Source organism: Paenibacillus stellifer (genome assembly GCF_000758685.1).
GTDB lineage: Bacteria > Bacillota > Bacilli > Paenibacillales > Paenibacillaceae > Paenibacillus_AQ > Paenibacillus_AQ stellifer.
This window is the reverse complement of the sequence record NZ_CP009286.1, coordinates 510,306-527,074: the sequence shown is the minus strand read 5'-3', so window position 1 is coordinate 527,074 and position 16,769 is coordinate 510,306. Positions and strand designations below refer to the sequence as shown.

The window sequence follows — 16,769 nt, the reverse complement described above, 5'->3', positions numbered from 1 at the left end:
GTTGGTTAATAAGGTTGGATTTATGCACCATGACTCCATCAATGTTTTTATGATGCTAAATATAAAGATAAGAAACATCGGATTTAATGAAACTTTCTTTCGTACGTAAATCAACAAACAACTAATAACCGGAAATATCCCCAGATTATATGGAATAAATGAAATTATTCCTGCTTCAGTAGGAGTTACACTCCACCATTTCATATGGTACCCAATTTCATTGAATGCGAAAGCAATCATCCAAGGAAATAACCATCCCATTATGATATTGATGAACATTTGATTCCTCCAATACTCTTAACAACATTCATTTATCATAAGAAAATCCGTCACCTTTTATCCCTAAGTGTAACCATGCCAAAAATTGATTTCATAATGATGTAAAACCAATGCAATATCCGCCTTCTTAATGGACATGCTAATTCTTGTTCAAAATTAACTTTAAAGGAGGGCTTATTTAATGACAGGGATTTTAGGTGGCAATCCCAAAGAAGAACCGATGCATTATGGAGAAATCTTTAGTGTCTGGGAAGCATCGATGATAGCCAAGGGAGCCCTATCGTGTTACCGCGCTTATTTGAATCATGCCGGCGACACTGATCTCAAAAAAGTATTAGGAACTATGATTGATCAAGCGGAGCTCGAAATCAGTGAGTGTGACGCACTGCTGGGAGAACAAGGTATTGCATCTGCACCGGTATTGCCGAATCGCCCCGAGGCGAAGCTTGAGGATATTCCTGTAGGGGCACGCTTCACAGATCAAGAAATAGCTGCCAAACTTGCTGCTGATAATGCTGTGGGTCTGGTTGCATGCAGCCAGGCTATGGGACAATCGATTAGGGAAGATGTCGGGGCCTTATTTGCCAAGTATCACCTTACCAGAGCAGCCATTGGTCTTAAAATTCTGCATTTAAACAAGAAAAAGGGCTGGTTAATTCCCCCGCCGCTTCTGGATAAAAGACCTGAGCCCATTAATGCGTAAATCGTTCTTATCTCTTAAGAAGAAGACCCGCAATCATTATTCTCGGGTCTTCTTCTTTTTGGTTGTCCTACAAATCCCTTTATCAGAATAAGCTAATTTACATAAAGGGGGGGGGGACATCATTAATATATTGATAGGTTATATTGTTCTGGGGTTATCCCTTTCAGCACCAATTGGCCCCATTAATGCAGCACAACTGGACAAGGGGCTCCGTGAAGGGTTCCTGCATGCCTGGACTGTTGGTTTGGGGGCAGTATGCGCGGATATTATTTATATGCTCCTTGTCTATTTTGGCCTTATTTATCTTCTGGAACCCCCGTTTGTTAAAGCCTTTCTTTGGCTATTCGGTTTCTTCGTTCTGGTCTATTCAGGTGTGGAAAGCATTAAAAATGCAGGAGATATTTCAGTAACTGAGCTTAGGGGAAACGATACCTCTCTGTCCAAGTCTTATCTGTCAGGATTTCTAATGTCATTGTTTAATCCCCTCTCCATCCTGTTTTGGCTGGGTATTTACGGGTCTGTATTAGCCAAGGCAGCTAGTGAATATCCGATGCAGCAGTTACTTATCTACAGTGGTGCAATAATATTCGGAATTCTGCTCTGGGATGTATCTATGGCTGCCACCTCCAGCCTTTTCCGTAAATTGTTGACCGTGAAAGTATTAATGACGATTTCCATTCTGTCAGGGCTGTCGCTTATCGGCTTTGGTTTATATTTTGGCGTACAGGCTGCACGACTGCTCTTCCTCCATTAAACTTTGTTCTTCCTCATCCTGATGCCTTTGATCCGAAACTCTGCGCTGCCTTGTGGGGTAGGGTATTCCTGATCGTTAGTGTTCTTCTTTTTACGAACCCGCTCTATGATCCAGTCACTAAGTGCGATGACGAAGACAATAAGCAGACTGATGAAGAATCCTGGACGGCTGAGCGGATGAAACAGTGTACCAGCCACAGCAGCAGCAACTAGCACCAGGCCAGTCCAGCGCTTCACTCGACCTAGTAAACTAGGCTGAAACAGCCTGCCGGATGAGAGCAATATAAAAGACCAGTTATAGAGGATCATCAATCCGGCAGCCGTGGTAATATATTCATACACCTTTTCCGGCAGCAATAAAGACATCGTAATGGTTCCCGCTAACCCGCAAGCTATCAAACATAGTGCATAGAATGGATATTTGTTCTTCCACTTCTTTGAAAATGCCTTGGGTGCATCACCTTCCTGAGCAAGAGTGATCATCATCGAAGTAATGGCATATAGGGACGCTGTCATGGTAGAGAAACCGGCAATAATCAGTACCCCGTTAAACAAATGCGGCACAAAAGTCAGATACTTGCTGGAGAGTGCGAGAACAAAAGGGCTTTCCTTCGAATTAAAAGCATTGAACGGCACCATGATGACCGCTAGTCCGATGGACAGGACATACACCGCTGCCAGTCCCAGCAGCATTACCCTCCCCGCTTTTGGAGCTTCCTCAGGTTTCCGTAGTCTGTAAGACATAATCCCCAGAACCTCAATGCCGCCGTAGGCATAAAAAGCAAAAATCAATGCATTCCACAATCCGATGCCTCCTGACGGCAGCAGCGCCCTATAGCCAAGCGGAACCTGCGGTGTGAACTTACTGCCCCTGCTATTCCTAATAAGCTTAGTTACCACCATTTCAGTTTTTTATCTTTTTCATTTTTGCTGGTCGTTGGCTTCATGAATTCTGTCCTCGTCCCGGTTGGAGTTTGAGATCTCTCAGATTCTAGAGTCCCCCTCGCAGGAATACGTTATTTATGAAAATTTTCACAATTAATTTTGATTTAGGAAAAATACATAACTTTTATCGTAAACGCAAAAATTACTGGATATTCGAGGAAAGAGGTGCGGACTTTGTTCTTTGCATGGTTACAACAAGTATTCAAGCCTGCACGAAATACCCAGAATAATGAGACCGTGAAGAGTCGTAAGGAACCGTCCAATAAAAATCAATTGGAGTCGGTAGGCGTACCATTGTCTACCTCGCTGGATGGTAAAATCTTGACCTTGAAGTCAGCGTTTGGGACAAGCCCGGATTTTGTGCTCAACGAATTAAAGGGTAATAACGGGCAAGCTCTGCCGACCGCCATCTGCTATATCGAGGGCTTAACTGATAGTACTCTGCTCCCAGGACTTATGGACGCTATAATAACGGTCCTGAGCGCCAATGTTAACATTGCTGCTTCCGACTTAAGGTCGAAAATTCCAATGGGCAACGTCCAGTTGCTGTATACGGAAGAGGCTGCATTCCGGACTATTCTTGCCGGAGGTGCGCTAATCTTATTGAAAGACGATAATTGTATTCTTGGTGTCGCCATTTCCGGCGGGGTTCGCCGCTCGGTGGAAGAACCGACTTCCCAAACCGTCGTTCGCGGGCCAAAAGAAGGCTTCACCGAAGAAATCTCCACCAACCTTGCCCTCCTCAGGCACAAGCTGCGGACACCTGCCCTCAAGTTTGAGCAGCATATTATCGGAACGTATACACAGACCCGAGTAGTCGTCGCTTATCTGGACGGCATTGTAAGACCCGAGGTTGTTTACGAAGTCAATGCTCGCCTGAAGGCGATCGATACGGACAGCATTCTCGAAAGTGGATATATCGAAGAAATGATCCAGGACGCCGCGCTTACGCCTTTCCCGACTATGTTGAACACAGAACGCCCCGATACGGTAGCCGGGAACCTGCTGGAAGGCATGGTCTGCATATTGGTTGACGGAACTCCGTTTGTGCTGATCGCCCCGGTAACCTTCTTCAACTTTTTTCAGTCTAGCGAAGACTACTATCAGCGTTATGACATATCGACATTTCTGCGCATTATACGACTCATGTCTTTTTTCGCTGCGCTGCTGCTTCCCTCGCTGTATATTGCCGTCACAACCTTTCAGCAGGAAATGATCCCTACCACGCTTCTGATTACCTTAGCAGGACAGCGGGAAGGAGCCCCTCTCCCGGCTTTGTATGAAGCTTTGGCGATGGAACTGATTTTTGAAGTCATTCGCGAGGCGGGCGTCCGAATGCCGCGGGTCATCGGACCCGCCATTTCGATTGTCGGCGCCCTGGTTTTGGGGCAAGCTGCCGTGCAGGCCGGCTTGGTATCGGGAGCGATGGTAATTGTCGTATCCTTCACAGCTATCGCCAACTTTGTCATTCCGTCGATAAATATGGCTTCAGCCGTCCGGCTCATCCGTTTCGCCCTGATGGTCCTTGCCGGCACGTTCGGGCTGTTCGGCATTCTGGCGGGCCTCATTTCATTGCTCTCCCATCTCGTTTCACTGCGATCGTACGGCATCAATTATTTGATGCCGTACGCTCCCTACTTCAAATCCAATATGAAAGACCTGCTTCTTCGGGTGCCCTGGTGGGCAATGAAGACCAGACCGAATCGGAAATCGGGATCTAACAAATACAGACAGGCACCCAATCAATACCCTACAAGCTCCGATGAAACCGTTGTGTCGCCTTTCGAACAAAAACAGCAGGATAGGGAGCAGTAGACCATGAAGAGGAACCTCAGACGCATCATCATTGTTATCGTAGTGCTGCTGGCAACAACCGGATGCGGCAGGGCAACCGAATTGAATGAGTTGAGCATCGCCACAGGTACGGGGATTGATGGAAAGAAAGGAGATTATTCGGTCACTTATCAGGTTAGTGTAGCGTCAACCAGTTCATCCGCGTCCGGGGGCGGATCAGTGGGAGCATCCTCCCAAGCAGGGGTCCGTGTCTTCTCATCAAGGGGTAAAACTGTCCAGGAGGCAATCTCTATGAGTGCTGTGGAGGAACCCCGAAAGATATATTTCGCCCATAACAATATATTAATTATAAGCAAAGAAACCGCAGAGGATGGCATCACCCCTCTCCTTGACTCGTATTTCCGCAACCCGAACTCCCGGGAGACGGTACATGTATTGGCGTCCCAGGGCCAAGCTCGAGATATCCTGACAAAGAATATTCCTCCTGAGAAGTTGCCTGGACGAGCCATTTCAGAAGTTGTTGAGAAGGAGAAGTTTCTTGTGTCTTTCTACCCGGCGACCACTGTATTCGAACTTGCTCTGGGAATAACCTCGGAATCCCGAACAGGCGTCATCCCTGAAATTAGCGTTTCCGGAGAGGACCCTAAAGAGCTGGAATCCTCGGAGGTTATGTCGAAGACTGCACAGAGTGCCAAGCTGAGACTGACAGGACTGGTGATCTTTAAAGGAGATCGCAGTGTCGGGAAAATGAATTTAGAGGAAAGTTTGGGGATGTCTTGGCTGACCAATCGCGTAAAAGGCACGACCCTCTCTTTTCCAGATCCCGATTCTCTCGGTGAAGAGAACCAGTCGGCGGTAAGAATCTGTAACGCCAAAGTTAAAGTCACCCCCGTTAAAGGCCTGCTACATTATACCATAAAGGTAAAAGCCGAGGTCAGCGGAGAGCTTATCGAAACCACCTCCGAGGAGGATCTGACCGATACGTCTGGCATTGATAAACTCAAACAGCAAATTGAACAAGTGATTTTAAGGCAGATGGAGATGGCTTGGGCATCCGCCAAAGCGATGAAAGTCGATATTCTGGGAATTGGCAACAAGATTCATGTGCGTAACCCAAAGGAGTGGCACAAACTCAAACCGAATTGGGATGAGGAACTGGCTCGGATGGACATGAAAGCGGATGTCAAAGTCAAGGTCGTTAGGACCCGGCTGTTCCTTAACTCGTTCAGGCAAATGATGAATAAGACCTTGGAATAGTCGCAATTACCAAGCTGAGAGGAGCGAGTGGTGTGTCAAACAAATCCCATGCTCGTGTTTCCGAATTGGCAATCGCACTCGCATTATTCGAAGTGGGAAGTACAAGCTTATTCCTGATTGGTGGAGAAGCGAAGCAGGATGCATGGTTGGCTATGCTGATCGGGGCCTTAGCCGGTTTTCTTCTGCTGTTAATGCATTTGGCCATACACCGGATAGACCCTGGATTGGATTTGTTTCAGTTATACCGCCACTATATTGGAAAATATATAGGAAACTTAATTAATCTAACCTTTGTCGGCTACTTTGCACTTGAAGCATCGAGGAACCTGCGGGATATAGGGGAAGTGACGATAACAATACTGCTGCCGGGCACTCCGCTGTGGTCAGTGATGTTGATTGTTATTCTGGTTGTTAGCAACTCAGTTCGGTACGGAACAGAAGTACTTTTCCTGATTTGCCTTGTATTACTCCCTTTTGTAGCAGTAGGGTACACTATTATCGTGATCATGGTTATGCTAACAGGCCTAGTTCACTTCCCTCTTATGTTGCCTGTGCTTGAGTATGGATGGAGGCCGGTCATAAAGTCGGCGATACCCGATATTCTCTCTTTTCCCTTTGGACAAGTGGTTGTGTTTCTGGTGTTCTACCCGTTAACAGCTGCTAGACCACGAATGATACCTAAAGTCATAAAAGCATACTGTGCGAGCTCAATATTTATAGTTATTATAAATCAGATCAACATTTTGGTACTTGGACCTGTTTTGGCGACGAACAGCGCTCTCCCTCTGCTTCAAATCGTCCAGTTGATTAAGCTGACAAACGTATTTGAGCGAATTGATCCAATATTTACATTGTTGATGTTCTTAAGCCTGGGAACCAAGCTAGCCATTTTCTCTAACGGGGCAGTAGTCGGAACTACAAGAATAACGGGAATCAGCCATAAAAAGGCTACTGTTCTAGTCGGAGGTGTCATATACTCTCTCGCATTTCTCTTTCCCACTTATACAGAATTTATTAAGGTAGGCAGAGAAATTGCGGTCAAGTACTGGTGGCCATTGTTCCAAATCGGACTACCTGCCCTACTTCTGATAGTAATGCATATACGTAGAAGAAAAAGGCATACCTAAACTCTCAATTATTTCGTTAACAGTTAACATTACCGACCATTTTCTATAAATCGGGCATCAGCTCGGTTAAAGAGTATTATTTAAGCCACTCGACGTGTATCGTAGAGCTCTTTTTCTCCCGTGTTAAACATAAAGCGACAAATTCAGGGCATTATAGAGAAAATTCAGAAATACATCAACGGAGGGACATGTATTTGGATAAGAAATTATTGGCCGCACACGAGTCGCTAGAGATTCATGAACTGCTCAACTTCAAAACGCTCTGTCTCGCCAAATCCAAGTTAATACAAGGACTTGTATTTGATCAAGACTTGCGGGCACTTATGGAGAAAGATGTACAGCAATGCATTGAAGGGATTTCCGATTTACAGGCGGTCTACGCGCAAGCCCCATTCCGAAAAGAAGTACCGGAAAACCGTCCAACCCCCATCCTAAACTAAGGAGACGACGATGAATCACGATCATTTGGACCCGATAAATGCGCTTTATATGCCTGAAATGGCTGATGCCACTTTTGCAACTGACTTCCTGTCCCGTGCGAAGCAGGGCGTGCGCAATATTGCGTTTGCTCTAACCGAGACAGCATCACCCGAAGTTCGTGAACTGCTAAAAAAAATGCTGACCCAAGCGATTGCCCTCCACCAGGAAATTACGGCACTGATGATCGAAAAAAAGTGGTTCCATCCTTATGAACTCGGTGAACAGTACAAATTAGACCAACTTTCAGCAAACAATATAACCCTTATTGGAAAAATGAAACTTTTCCCGGCCGATACTTCAAGAAAAGGAATGTTTGATCAAGCGCCAGATGAATCTTCGAAAGCGAGTGAACTCGAACATGAAAGCCGTAACATACCAAGGCGTTAAAAACATCGCTGTCAAGGACGTCCCCTACCCCAGAATCGAGAAGCCTGACGATATGATCGTGAAGCTGACCAGCACCGCCATTTGCGGCTCCGATCTGCATCTGATTCATGGAATGATTCCCAATCTGCACGAGAATGATGTTATCGGGCACGAGCCAATGGGCATTGTGGAGGAAGTTGGCCCAGGCGTCACCAAGTTAAAAAAAGGCGATCGTGTCATCATTCCATTCACCATTGCCTGCGGAGAATGCTTTTACTGCCGACATCAGTTGGAAAGCCAGTGTGATCATTCCAATGACAATGGCGAAATGGGCGGGTATTTCGGCTATTCTGGAAATACCGGCGGCTATCCTGGCGGACAGGCTGAATATTTACGGGTACCTTTTGCAAATTTCACTCATTTCAAAGTTCCAGAAAGCTGTGAAGTTGCCGAAGAAAAACTTATTCTTATCGCCGATGTAATGACGACTGCGTTCTGGAGCGTTGATAACGCTGGAGTTAAGAACGGCGATACGGTTATTGTTCTAGGATGCGGCCCAGTTGGGTTGCTTGCACAAAAATTTTGCTGGTTGAAGGGCGCCAAGCGGGTTATTGCGGTCGATTACGTCGACTACCGTTTGCAGCATGCCAAAAGAACTAATCACGTCGAGGTTGTGAATGTTGGACAGGAATCCAATGTTGGCGGGTTTTTAAATGAAATGACTCAAGGCGGAGCAGATGTTGTCATAGATTGCGTTGGGATGGACGGCAAGATGAGCGACCTCGAGTTTCTCACGAGTGGCATGAGGTTACAAGGAGGAGCGCTAGGCGCAGTTATCCTTGCATCGCAGTCCGTTCGCAAAGGGGGTACTATCCAGCTAACAGGCGTTTATGGCGGCAGGTACAATGGGTTTCCACTAGGTGATATTATGCAGCGCAACATTAACATCCGTTCCGGACAAGCTCCGGTTATTCATTATATGCCCTACATGTACGAGTTGGTATCTAGCGGGAAAGTTGATCCAGGGGATATTGTTACGCATGTATTGCCACTAAGCGAAGCCAAGCATGGATATCAAGTATTTGACACGAAAACGGAGAACTGCATTAAAGTTATTTTGAAACCCTAAAGAACTGGAGGAATTGGATTAATGAGTTACGCATTCCATGAGGTGTTGGATGTTCATGAGATCACAGCATTCAAAACCATCTGCCTAACCAAAGCCAAAACAATGCAAATGCTTGTGTCAGATCCCCAGTTAAAGTCGTTGATGCAATTGGATGCAGAAATATCTGCCAGCCAATTGCAAGAGTTAGGCAGTATTATAAAAAAAGCCAAGGAGCAGGAATTCACTTATGAACCCTATCATTGAATATTTAACCGGGCTAAATACGTTAACCGATCAAGTCATTGCATCCGATTTACTCTTGTCCGCAAAGAATGGTGTACGCAGCTATGCAATTGCCATTACAGAAGCGATCACTCCGGAGATCAGAAGAACACTCGAACAGCAATTGGAGCAAAATATCGATCTGTATGAGCGAATCTCAACTTATCTGATAGAATGTAAATGGTACCAGCCTTGGCTTGTTAAGGATCAGCTTCAGATGGATTTAAATAATATTGAAACTGCCCTCAAATTACCATGAGGGCAGTTTCAATATTGTTAATACTACTGCTTTTTGTATTGCGTTTGTTAAGCCCAAAGATCATATTGAATTCTAACAAAAGGTTCAGAAAATCACACTTTAATCAGTCGATGCGAGCGGCACGGATTGGTTCACCTGGTAAAACAGTTCTTCGACTTGTTCAAACGTGCAATCCCGGAATTCAGTGACGGTGAAGTTATAAGTCAGGAACTCGAACTGTGTGTTACAGAATAACCCCGAGCATTTCCTGCCAGCCAGTTTCTTACAATTGAAATCTGCCGTACCGCTACTGAGCTTGTAAAGACCATCCTGAAAGAGAAACGTAGATTCCCAGCGCTGCCGGCCATCAATGACCCAAACGTTATCATCTCCATTGTCCCATACCAAAATGTTCGGAATGTACCAATCCTGAATCATGGATTCGACCAGAAAGGAACGCCGATCATTTTTCCATACGGAGTTGCGATGAAATGGAAGATCAAACCGATTCCGCTCCCGCATGTTCAAAAGGCTTTTTGTTGTCCGTTGGATACTTGCTCTTTTCATTTTCATTAGAGTTTCCTCCCCGAATATAAAAACAAACCGGAGGCTGATACCCCGGTTTGTTCACTCGCAATTCACACTATGTTTCTGCCTTATACTCTCCGTTCTACTTCCACTACATTGCTACAATCCCGTTTTGATGACTTAGCTCAACAGATGAGAGAAAGATATCCCCTCTATTCCGCTTTCTGGTTTTTTTGATTAGCTCTCAGAAAAGAACCGACCCAAGCTAGTAATGCCGCCAAGATTGGAATATGGTCTGGTGAAAATCGAGTTGTGCCAAATAACGTATTAAGCGCTTCTGAAATCATGTTTCCGAACATCCATTTAATTATTATCCCTCCAAAATAGCCCAAAGAAATATTAATGATTGGCCTAAGAAGTCGGGAGATTTACAACAAAACGGCGCGGTTTCCGAAATCTCGGAAACCCGCGCCGTTATTGACTTTCTTGGGATGCTGGTGAAGGGAATTGAACCCCCGGCCTACGCATTACGAGTGCGTTGCTCTACCCCTGAGCTACACCAGCATAACATTTAATTTGCGTCACAACAGAAACTATTATACCGCTTCTGACGAGAAAAGCAACTGTTTTTTATAGCAACTGTTCTGCTCAACCGAGTCCGCCGCTCCCCTGCCCTACACCTGATGGCTGTGCAGGGAAACGGCGGCCCCATCTAAGTCAGCGGACATAGCCCGCCGCCTCTACTCGCCCTGCAGCTTCCGTTCCACGGACTCCAGCTTCTGCCGGCTGCTGCCCGCCTTGTCGCGGCGGTCGTCGATCTTGAGCGACGTGGACACGCGCTGCGCTCCGCCGTTAAACGGCGACTCATGCAGCACCTCCACCGCTGCGAAGATGCGGGAAATCGGGCCCTCGATAATCGTGCCCATTGAAGTCAGCTCATAGGTGATACCCTCCACGCTCTCCAGCGCGCGCTGCATGTCGGCGACATAGCTGCTGAGGCTCGTGCTGCCCGTTCCGATCGGAATGACGGTAATTTCAGCGATTGCCATCGATATACCTCCTTTATTTCCCCTGCCGGGATTTGACGCGAATATCCGCTTCTCGCGGCTCTTCTTCCATTGTAGCAATTGAACGCAAGAGCCACAAATCCGCAAGCTCCAGAGGCCTATTTTTCTCTCCCAAAAATCTGCATTTTGTATCCCGGTCTACGCTAGATTGTGCCAAAATCAATAGGCGAAACGGCCACTGCATTCCCGGAGTTTTCCCCATATCTACCCAATCTGGGGATAAATCTGTGGATGGTTTGTGGACGAGATGTGGATTTCCCAAGGTCTGTTGTGGATGATGCTGTGGATATTAAGTTCACAAAAAATATGTTTACAGATACAATATATTGGGTTATTTTTAATAAGCAACAACAAAATATAGTAGATTCGGGTGTCCGAGCTCCAAAATGGAAGCCCGGGCTTAAAAGGGAAAGCGGTGCGAAACCGCTGCGGTCCCGCCACTGTAACCGGATGTCCGTCCTCTTCAAACGCGCTAGAGAACGAAGACGGCATCTTCCGGCACATGCCACTGAAAGCCGCCATTCGGGCCTTTGGGAAGGCGCCGGAAGATGGAACGGAAGCCAGGAGACCTGCCTGCATCTAGTGACGCCAATTGAAGTCCTGCGAGGAACAGGAGAGGTGTCCGCTATGCGCCTTCTTGAGGGTGCGCCCTGCCTTGGGCGGTCCAATCGACATAGTGGCATTTTCTGCGGTTTCCTGCGCGGAGAATGCCTTTTATATTTTTACATACTCAAGGATAGAATCGCTGGACATTATGGAGAGGAGAGCTGCATCATGACGCTGCTGGAGAAATGGCAGACTGACGGGCAAAGCGTGAACGAAGAGCTTTTGGAGGAAGTTATCGGACTGGGGCGCGATATCATCGACAGCCGGGATATGGACCTGCTGCGGGAGAATGCCAACCTGAACGGAGAAAGCTTCTCCGGCAAAATGAGCAAATTCGGCAGCGAGTACTCGAAATGGTACGCCCGCAGCTTCACGATGCCCCCTCATCTCGTCAAAGCGATCAAGGAAAATGTCGTGTACGTCCATGATCTGGATCAATACGTCATCGGCACGACCAACTGCATTTTCATCCCGTTCGACAAGCTGCTGCGCGAAGGCTTCAATACGGGCAACGGCAGTGTCCGCCCGCCGAATTCCATCATGACGGCGATGGCGCTGACGGCGATTATTTTTCAATCCCAACAGAACGCGCAGTACGGCGGGGTGTCGGGAAGCAAGCTCGACCATGATCTCGCACCTTATGTCGCCAAGTCCTTCGCCAAGCTGTTCCGCAAGGGGCTGAACTATTTTGAAGAAGCGGCAGATAGTGCAGAGCTCGGTGAAATCACCATGAGCCGGACCGACCTTCAGGAACGCTATCCGAAAGTCTACCGCTTCGCCATGAAAGAGACGCAGGCCGAGACGCTGCAGGCTGCCGAGAGCCTCATACATAATCTCAATACGATGTCCTCCCGGGCAGGCGGCCAGATTCCGTTCACGAGCATCAACTACGGCACCTGCACGACGCCGGAAGGACAGCTGGTAATCGATTCCCTGCTGACGGCAACGATGAACGGGCTCGGCAGCGGCGAGACGCCGGTGTTCCCGATCCAGATTTTTAAATGTAAAAAAGGCGTCAACCAGCAGCCCGGCGATCCGAACTACGAGCTGTTCCTGAAAGCTGCGGAATGCTCGGCCCGGCGGCTGTATCCGAACTTCGCGAACCTGGATGCTCCGCTGAATCTCATGTATTACGATCCGGCAGACCCGGATACCGAATTTGCCACGATGGGCTGCCGCACCCGGGTGCTCGGCGACCGCTTCGGGCGCAACCGCTGCTCCGGCAAAGGCAATCTGTCCTTCAACACGCTGAATCTGGTGCGGCTCGGCATCCGTCACGGCATCGCGACGGGCCGCCGGCTTGCGGCGGACGAGCAGGGCTTCTACACCGATCTCGATCATTATATGGAAATCGCGCTGGAGGGCCTGCTTCACCGGTTCCACATTCAAGTCAAGCAGAAGGCGAAGGCCTCGGACTTCATGATGCGCGAAGGCGTGTGGGAAGGCGGCGAGCATCTGGCGCCGGACGATTCCGTCGGCGATCTGCTGAAACATGGCAGCCTGTCCATCGGCTTCATCGGCCTCGCGGAGTGCATGAAGGCCATGTACGGCAGACATCATGCCGAAGATGCCGACGTATATGCCAAGGGATTTGAAATCATCCGGCATATGCGCGAGTTCTGCGACCGCAAGAGTGAAGAGCTGGACCTCAACATCACCCTGTTCGCCACCCCGGCGGAGGGGCTGTCCGGCAAGTTCACCAAGATCGACCGCCGTGAGCACGGCGCGATCGCGGGCGTAACGGACCGCGAGTACTACACGAACTCGTTCCATGTACCGGTCTACTACCAGACGGGAGCGGCGAACAAGATCAAGCTGGAGGCGGCATTCCATGATCTTTGCAACGCCGGTGCCATCTCCTATGTAGAGCTGGACGGGAACGCGCGAAGCAATCCGGCGGCTTTTGTCAAAATCATCCGCTACGCGCTGGATCAGGACATCAGCTATTTCAGCATCAACCATCCCGTAGACCGCTGCTCGGGCTGCGGCTACGAGGGCGTGATCGGCACGAACTGCCCTTCCTGCGGAGCGCATGAGGAAGAAGTGCATATGCGCCGCCTCCGCCGCGTGACGGGCTACCTCACCGGCGATTACCAGACCCGATTCAACGCGGCCAAGCAGGCCGAGGTCCGGGACCGGGTGAAGCATCTGTGAATCTATGCGGCTACTACCCGGAATCAATCAATGAAGGCGACGGCATCCGGGCCGTTCTCTTCATCAGCGGCTGCCGCCACCGCTGCCCCGGCTGCTTCAATCCCGAAACGTGGAACTTCACGTACGGCGAGCCTTTTACCAGGGAGCGGCAGGCGGAGATCATCACGGAGATCGCCGCAAATCCGCTGCTCGACGGGCTGACGCTGGCGGGCGGAGATCCCTTTTTCTCAGCTGCCGAAGTGTCTGATTTCATCCGCGAGCTGCGCGCCGTTCTGCCGGATTACCCGGTGTGGATCTACACCGGCTACACTTACGAAGAGCTGACGGCATCGCCCGGCTCGCCGGAGTTCGAACTGCTGTCGCTCTGCCAGGTCGTGATCGACGGGCGGTTCGTCGAAGCCCTCAAGGACACCACGCTCCGCTATAGAGGAAGCTCGAACCAGCGGATTATCGACGTGCAGGCCAGTCTCGGAAAGGCGGAGCCCGTACTGTGGGCGCCCGCCGTATGGAAATAGCATGAAATAGCTCATGAAACCCTGCCGGACTCTATCCGGTTATGGAGCGCCCTCCGCGCTCCATACAAGCTGATATGCTGAGCTTAAGAACTTGAGAACTTAACAAACTTGCCGATATGAAAGCAGCCGGGCAACCGGCCTTTCCGGAGGCACAGAACCATGTTCTCAAGTTCTTTTCAGACCCGATACCTTAATTTTTGATATTGAAAACTTGAAAGGAAGCGATCGATATGCCTCAACTCGTAGTGAAACCCGACAACCGTCAGCTTGCTTTTGATGAAATGCGTCTGTCCGTATACGCCGACCGGATTTTGAAAGACCTGGAGGGTCTGAATAAGGACACGCTGCTGCGCGGCGTGAACGCCAAGCTCCGCCGCGACGAAGTCAGCGGTGAGGAAATCAGCAGTGCATTCACGATGAGCGCGCTAGAGCTGGTCTCGAAGGAAGAGCCGAACTGGAAGTTCGCCGCCGCCCGCTCCCTGCTGACCTCCCTGTACAAAAAAGCCGCGGTGAACCGCCGCTACAAGGCTTACCCGGATGAGCCCTACGGCGCACTGTATCCGCTGATCGAGGCTCTCGTCTCCAAAGGCGTGTACCGCGAGGAACTGCTGACCGCCTATACCAAGGAGCAGATCGACGAGCTGGCATCCTGCATCGATCCTTCCCGTGATCTGCTGTTCGACTATATCGGCCTTCTTACTCTCTCCGACCGCTACCTGGCCCGCGACTTCGAAGGGCGCGTCATGGAACTGCCGCAGGAGCGCTATATGGTCATCGCCATGTACCTCATGCATCAGGAACCGGCCGAGAAGCGGCTGGAGCTCGCGAAGGAAGCCTACTGGGCGATGAGCAACATTTATATGACTGCCGCCACTCCGACCATGTCCAACGCGGGCAAAAAGGTCGCCGGCCAGCTCTCCAGCTGCTTCATCGACACGGTTGACGACTCCCTGGAAGGCATCTTCGATTCCAATACTGATGTGGCCCGTCTCAGCAAAATGGGCGGCGGCATCGGTGTCTACCTCGGCAAGGTGCGGGCACGCGGCTCGGATATCCGCGGCCACAAGAACACCAGCTCCGGCGTCATCCCCTGGATTCGCCAGCTGAACAATACCGCCGTCAGCGTCGACCAGCTCGGCACCCGCAAAGGCGCGATTGCCGTATACCTGGACGTCTTCCATAAAGATATTCTCGCCTTCCTTGACCTCAAGCTGAACAATGGCGACGAGCGCATGCGCGCCCATGACGTCTTCCACGGCGTCTGCCTGCCCGACCTGTTCATGGAAGCTGTCGAGGCGCGCAGTCAATGGAACCTGTTCTGCCCGCATGAAGTCAAGAAGGTCATGGGCTGGAAGGACGAGAACGGCCGCGCGCTCGGTCTGGAGGATTTCTATGACGAAGAGTTCGGAAACGGAGCTTTCCGCGAGAAGTACGCCGAGGCCTCCGCTCATCCGGAGCTGTCCCGCATTACCGTTCCGGCTATCGATATTATGAAACGGATCATGAAATCGCAGCTGGAGACGGGAACGCCGTACATGTTCTACCGCGACACGGTGAACCGGTCGAACCCGAACCGCCACAAGGGCATGGTCTTCTCCTCCAACCTGTGCACGGAAATTATGCAGAACCAGTCCGCTACCGTGGTGGAGCAGGAAGAACTCGTAACCAAGGACGGCCAGACCCGGATCGTCATCTCCAAAATCCCGGGCGACTTCGTCGTCTGCAACCTGAACTCGATCCATCTTGCCCGCGCGGTTCCGGCCGGTGTGCTGGAACGCCTCATTCCGATTCAGGTGCGCATGCTGGACAATGTGATCGACATCAACAATATCGAAGTGCTGCAGGCGCAGTACACGAACAGCCAGTACCGTGCCGTAGGCCTCGGCACCTTCGGCCTGCATCATCTGCTGGCGCTTGAAGGCATCCGCTGGGAGTCCGAAGAGGCCGTGGAATACAATGATCATCTCTATGAGAAGATCAACTACCTGCTCGTTCGCTCCAGCATGGAGCTGGCCCGCGAGAAAGGCCGTTATCCGAAGTTCGCCGGCTCCGACTGGGAGACAGGCGCCTACTTCGACCATCGCGGCTATACGAGCGGCGAGCGCGAGGGCAAATACGTCACGACTGCACAGTGGCGCGAGCTGAAGGAAGAAGTTGCGCGTGACGGCGTCCGCAACGCCTGGATGTTCGCGATTGCGCCGAACGGCTCAACATCGATTATTGCCGGCTCGACAGCCAGCATCGACCCGCTGTACGATCTGCTTTCCTACGAGGAGAAGACGACCTACAAAATCGCGAACCCGGCCCCGGACCTGTCCGAGAAGACGATCTGGTACTACAAGACGGCGTTCCTGATCGACCAGAACTGGTCCATACGCATGGCTTCGGCCCGCCAGCGCCATGTCGACCAGGGACAGAGCTTCAACCTGTACGTGCGACCGGACATCAAGGCGACCGACTTCCTGGACCTGCACCTGAACGCCTGGAAGGGCGGCCTGAAATCGACCTATTACGTGCGCAGCCGCGCGCTTACCATTGAAGAGTGCGAATCCTGCGCGAGCTGAGTT

The 16,769-nt window shown here is 50.1% G+C and carries 16 protein-coding genes, 1 tRNA gene and 1 riboswitch; of the genes, 13 read left to right on the top strand and 4 right to left on the bottom strand.

Annotation, left to right across the window (positions count from 1 at the left end):
• Positions 1-460 precede the first annotated feature (460 nt).
• Positions 461-982 (top strand): DUF3231 family protein, encoded by a 522-nt coding sequence (locus PSTEL_RS02560; protein ID WP_038693284.1) that lies wholly within the window; start codon positions 461-463, stop codon positions 980-982.
• A gap of 121 nt (positions 983-1,103) precedes the next feature.
• The gene (locus PSTEL_RS02555; protein WP_038693283.1) at positions 1,104-1,736 is read left to right on the top strand and encodes a LysE family transporter; all 633 of its coding nucleotides are present in this window, start codon (positions 1,104-1,106) and stop codon (positions 1,734-1,736) included.
• Here the strand turns inward: PSTEL_RS02555 and PSTEL_RS02550 are convergent.
• On the bottom strand, positions 1,733-2,539 hold the full coding sequence (locus PSTEL_RS02550) for a hypothetical protein (RefSeq protein WP_425415252.1): 807 nt from the start codon (positions 2,537-2,539) through the stop codon (positions 1,733-1,735). The genes PSTEL_RS02555 and PSTEL_RS02550 overlap by 4 nt on opposite strands.
• A 315-nt stretch (positions 2,540-2,854) precedes the next feature.
• Between PSTEL_RS02550 and PSTEL_RS02545 the strand changes: the two genes are divergently transcribed.
• The 8 genes from PSTEL_RS02545 (at position 2,855) to PSTEL_RS02510 (ending at position 9,353) form a co-directional block, all read left to right on the top strand.
• The gene (locus PSTEL_RS02545; protein WP_052098141.1) at positions 2,855-4,495 is read left to right on the top strand and encodes a spore germination protein; all 1,641 of its coding nucleotides are present in this window, start codon (positions 2,855-2,857) and stop codon (positions 4,493-4,495) included.
• 3 nt (positions 4,496-4,498) lie between these two features.
• Positions 4,499-5,731, top strand: a complete 1,233-nt coding sequence (locus PSTEL_RS02540) for a Ger(x)C family spore germination protein (protein WP_038693282.1) — start codon at positions 4,499-4,501, stop codon at positions 5,729-5,731.
• Between the two features lie 32 nt (positions 5,732-5,763).
• Positions 5,764-6,858: a GerAB/ArcD/ProY family transporter gene (locus PSTEL_RS02535; RefSeq protein WP_038693280.1), complete on the top strand. Its 1,095-nt coding sequence runs from the start codon at positions 5,764-5,766 to the stop codon at positions 6,856-6,858.
• 194 nt (positions 6,859-7,052) lie between these two features.
• Positions 7,053-7,298, top strand: a complete 246-nt coding sequence (locus tag PSTEL_RS02530; protein WP_038693278.1) for a hypothetical protein — start codon at positions 7,053-7,055, stop codon at positions 7,296-7,298.
• Positions 7,299-7,308: 10 nt separating this feature from the next.
• Positions 7,309-7,725 (top strand): spore coat protein, encoded by a 417-nt coding sequence (locus PSTEL_RS02525; protein WP_052098139.1) that lies wholly within the window; start codon positions 7,309-7,311, stop codon positions 7,723-7,725.
• Positions 7,697-8,833 carry a zinc-dependent alcohol dehydrogenase gene (locus PSTEL_RS02520; RefSeq protein WP_038693276.1) on the top strand — a complete coding sequence of 379 codons (1,137 nt, stop codon included), beginning with the start codon at positions 7,697-7,699 and terminating at the stop codon, positions 8,831-8,833. Before PSTEL_RS02525 ends, PSTEL_RS02520 begins: the two co-directional genes overlap by 29 nt.
• Positions 8,834-8,854: 21 nt before the next feature.
• A complete protein-coding gene (locus PSTEL_RS02515; protein WP_038693274.1) occupies positions 8,855-9,076 on the top strand; it encodes a hypothetical protein in 222 nt (73 codons plus the stop codon).
• Positions 9,060-9,353, top strand: a complete 294-nt coding sequence (locus PSTEL_RS02510) for a spore coat protein (protein ID WP_038693272.1) — start codon at positions 9,060-9,062, stop codon at positions 9,351-9,353. Before PSTEL_RS02515 ends, PSTEL_RS02510 begins: the two co-directional genes overlap by 17 nt.
• A gap of 99 nt (positions 9,354-9,452) precedes the next feature.
• Here the strand turns inward: PSTEL_RS02510 and PSTEL_RS02505 are convergent, their stop codons facing one another.
• The 3 genes from PSTEL_RS02505 to PSTEL_RS02495 all read right to left on the bottom strand — a co-directional run bounded on the left by PSTEL_RS02505 (position 9,453) and on the right by PSTEL_RS02495 (position 10,909).
• Entirely contained in the window at positions 9,453-9,905 is a 453-nt protein-coding gene (locus PSTEL_RS02505) for a DUF262 domain-containing protein (protein ID WP_038693270.1), read from the bottom strand.
• Positions 9,906-10,352: 447 nt separating this feature from the next.
• Positions 10,353-10,424, bottom strand: a tRNA-Thr gene (locus PSTEL_RS02500).
• A 176-nt stretch (positions 10,425-10,600) separates the two neighbouring features.
• Entirely contained in the window at positions 10,601-10,909 is a 309-nt protein-coding gene (locus tag PSTEL_RS02495) for an MTH1187 family thiamine-binding protein (protein WP_038693268.1), read from the bottom strand.
• 369 nt (positions 10,910-11,278) lie between these two features.
• Positions 11,279-11,518: riboswitch (cobalamin riboswitch) on the top strand.
• Between the two features lie 183 nt (positions 11,519-11,701).
• Here PSTEL_RS02495 and PSTEL_RS02485 point away from each other — a divergent pair.
• The 3 genes from PSTEL_RS02485 (at position 11,702) to PSTEL_RS02475 (ending at position 16,766) form a co-directional block, all read left to right on the top strand.
• The gene (locus tag PSTEL_RS02485) at positions 11,702-13,687 is read left to right on the top strand and encodes an anaerobic ribonucleoside triphosphate reductase (protein WP_038693264.1); all 1,986 of its coding nucleotides are present in this window, start codon (positions 11,702-11,704) and stop codon (positions 13,685-13,687) included.
• On the top strand, positions 13,684-14,202 hold the full coding sequence (gene nrdG, locus PSTEL_RS02480) for an anaerobic ribonucleoside-triphosphate reductase activating protein (protein WP_038693263.1): 519 nt from the start codon (positions 13,684-13,686) through the stop codon (positions 14,200-14,202). The genes PSTEL_RS02485 and nrdG overlap by 4 nt, the downstream gene beginning before the upstream one ends.
• Before the next feature lie 230 nt (positions 14,203-14,432).
• Entirely contained in the window at positions 14,433-16,766 is a 2,334-nt protein-coding gene (locus PSTEL_RS02475; RefSeq protein ID WP_038693261.1) for a ribonucleoside-diphosphate reductase subunit alpha, read from the top strand.
• Positions 16,767-16,769: the final 3 nt, after the last annotated feature.

Excerpts from the sequence above, each read along its gene's own strand:
- PSTEL_RS02515 (WP_038693274.1), top strand. The coding sequence starts at position 8,855 with ATGAGTTACGCATTCCATGAGGTGTTGGATGTTCATGAGATCACAGCA.
- PSTEL_RS02505 (WP_038693270.1), bottom strand. The coding sequence starts at position 9,905 with ATGAAAATGAAAAGAGCAAGTATCCAACGGACAACAAAAAGCCTTTTG.
- PSTEL_RS02475 (WP_038693261.1), top strand. The coding sequence starts at position 14,433 with ATGCCTCAACTCGTAGTGAAACCCGACAACCGTCAGCTTGCTTTTGAT.
- PSTEL_RS02520 (WP_038693276.1), top strand. The coding sequence starts at position 7,697 with ATGAAAGCCGTAACATACCAAGGCGTTAAAAACATCGCTGTCAAGGAC.
- PSTEL_RS02560 (WP_038693284.1), top strand. The coding sequence starts at position 461 with ATGACAGGGATTTTAGGTGGCAATCCCAAAGAAGAACCGATGCATTAT.
- PSTEL_RS02540 (WP_038693282.1), top strand. The coding sequence starts at position 4,499 with ATGAAGAGGAACCTCAGACGCATCATCATTGTTATCGTAGTGCTGCTG.
- PSTEL_RS02510 (WP_038693272.1), top strand. The coding sequence starts at position 9,060 with ATGAACCCTATCATTGAATATTTAACCGGGCTAAATACGTTAACCGAT.
- PSTEL_RS02525 (WP_052098139.1), top strand. The coding sequence starts at position 7,309 with ATGAATCACGATCATTTGGACCCGATAAATGCGCTTTATATGCCTGAA.
- PSTEL_RS02495 (WP_038693268.1), bottom strand. The coding sequence starts at position 10,909 with ATGGCAATCGCTGAAATTACCGTCATTCCGATCGGAACGGGCAGCACG.
- PSTEL_RS02485 (WP_038693264.1), top strand. The coding sequence starts at position 11,702 with ATGACGCTGCTGGAGAAATGGCAGACTGACGGGCAAAGCGTGAACGAA.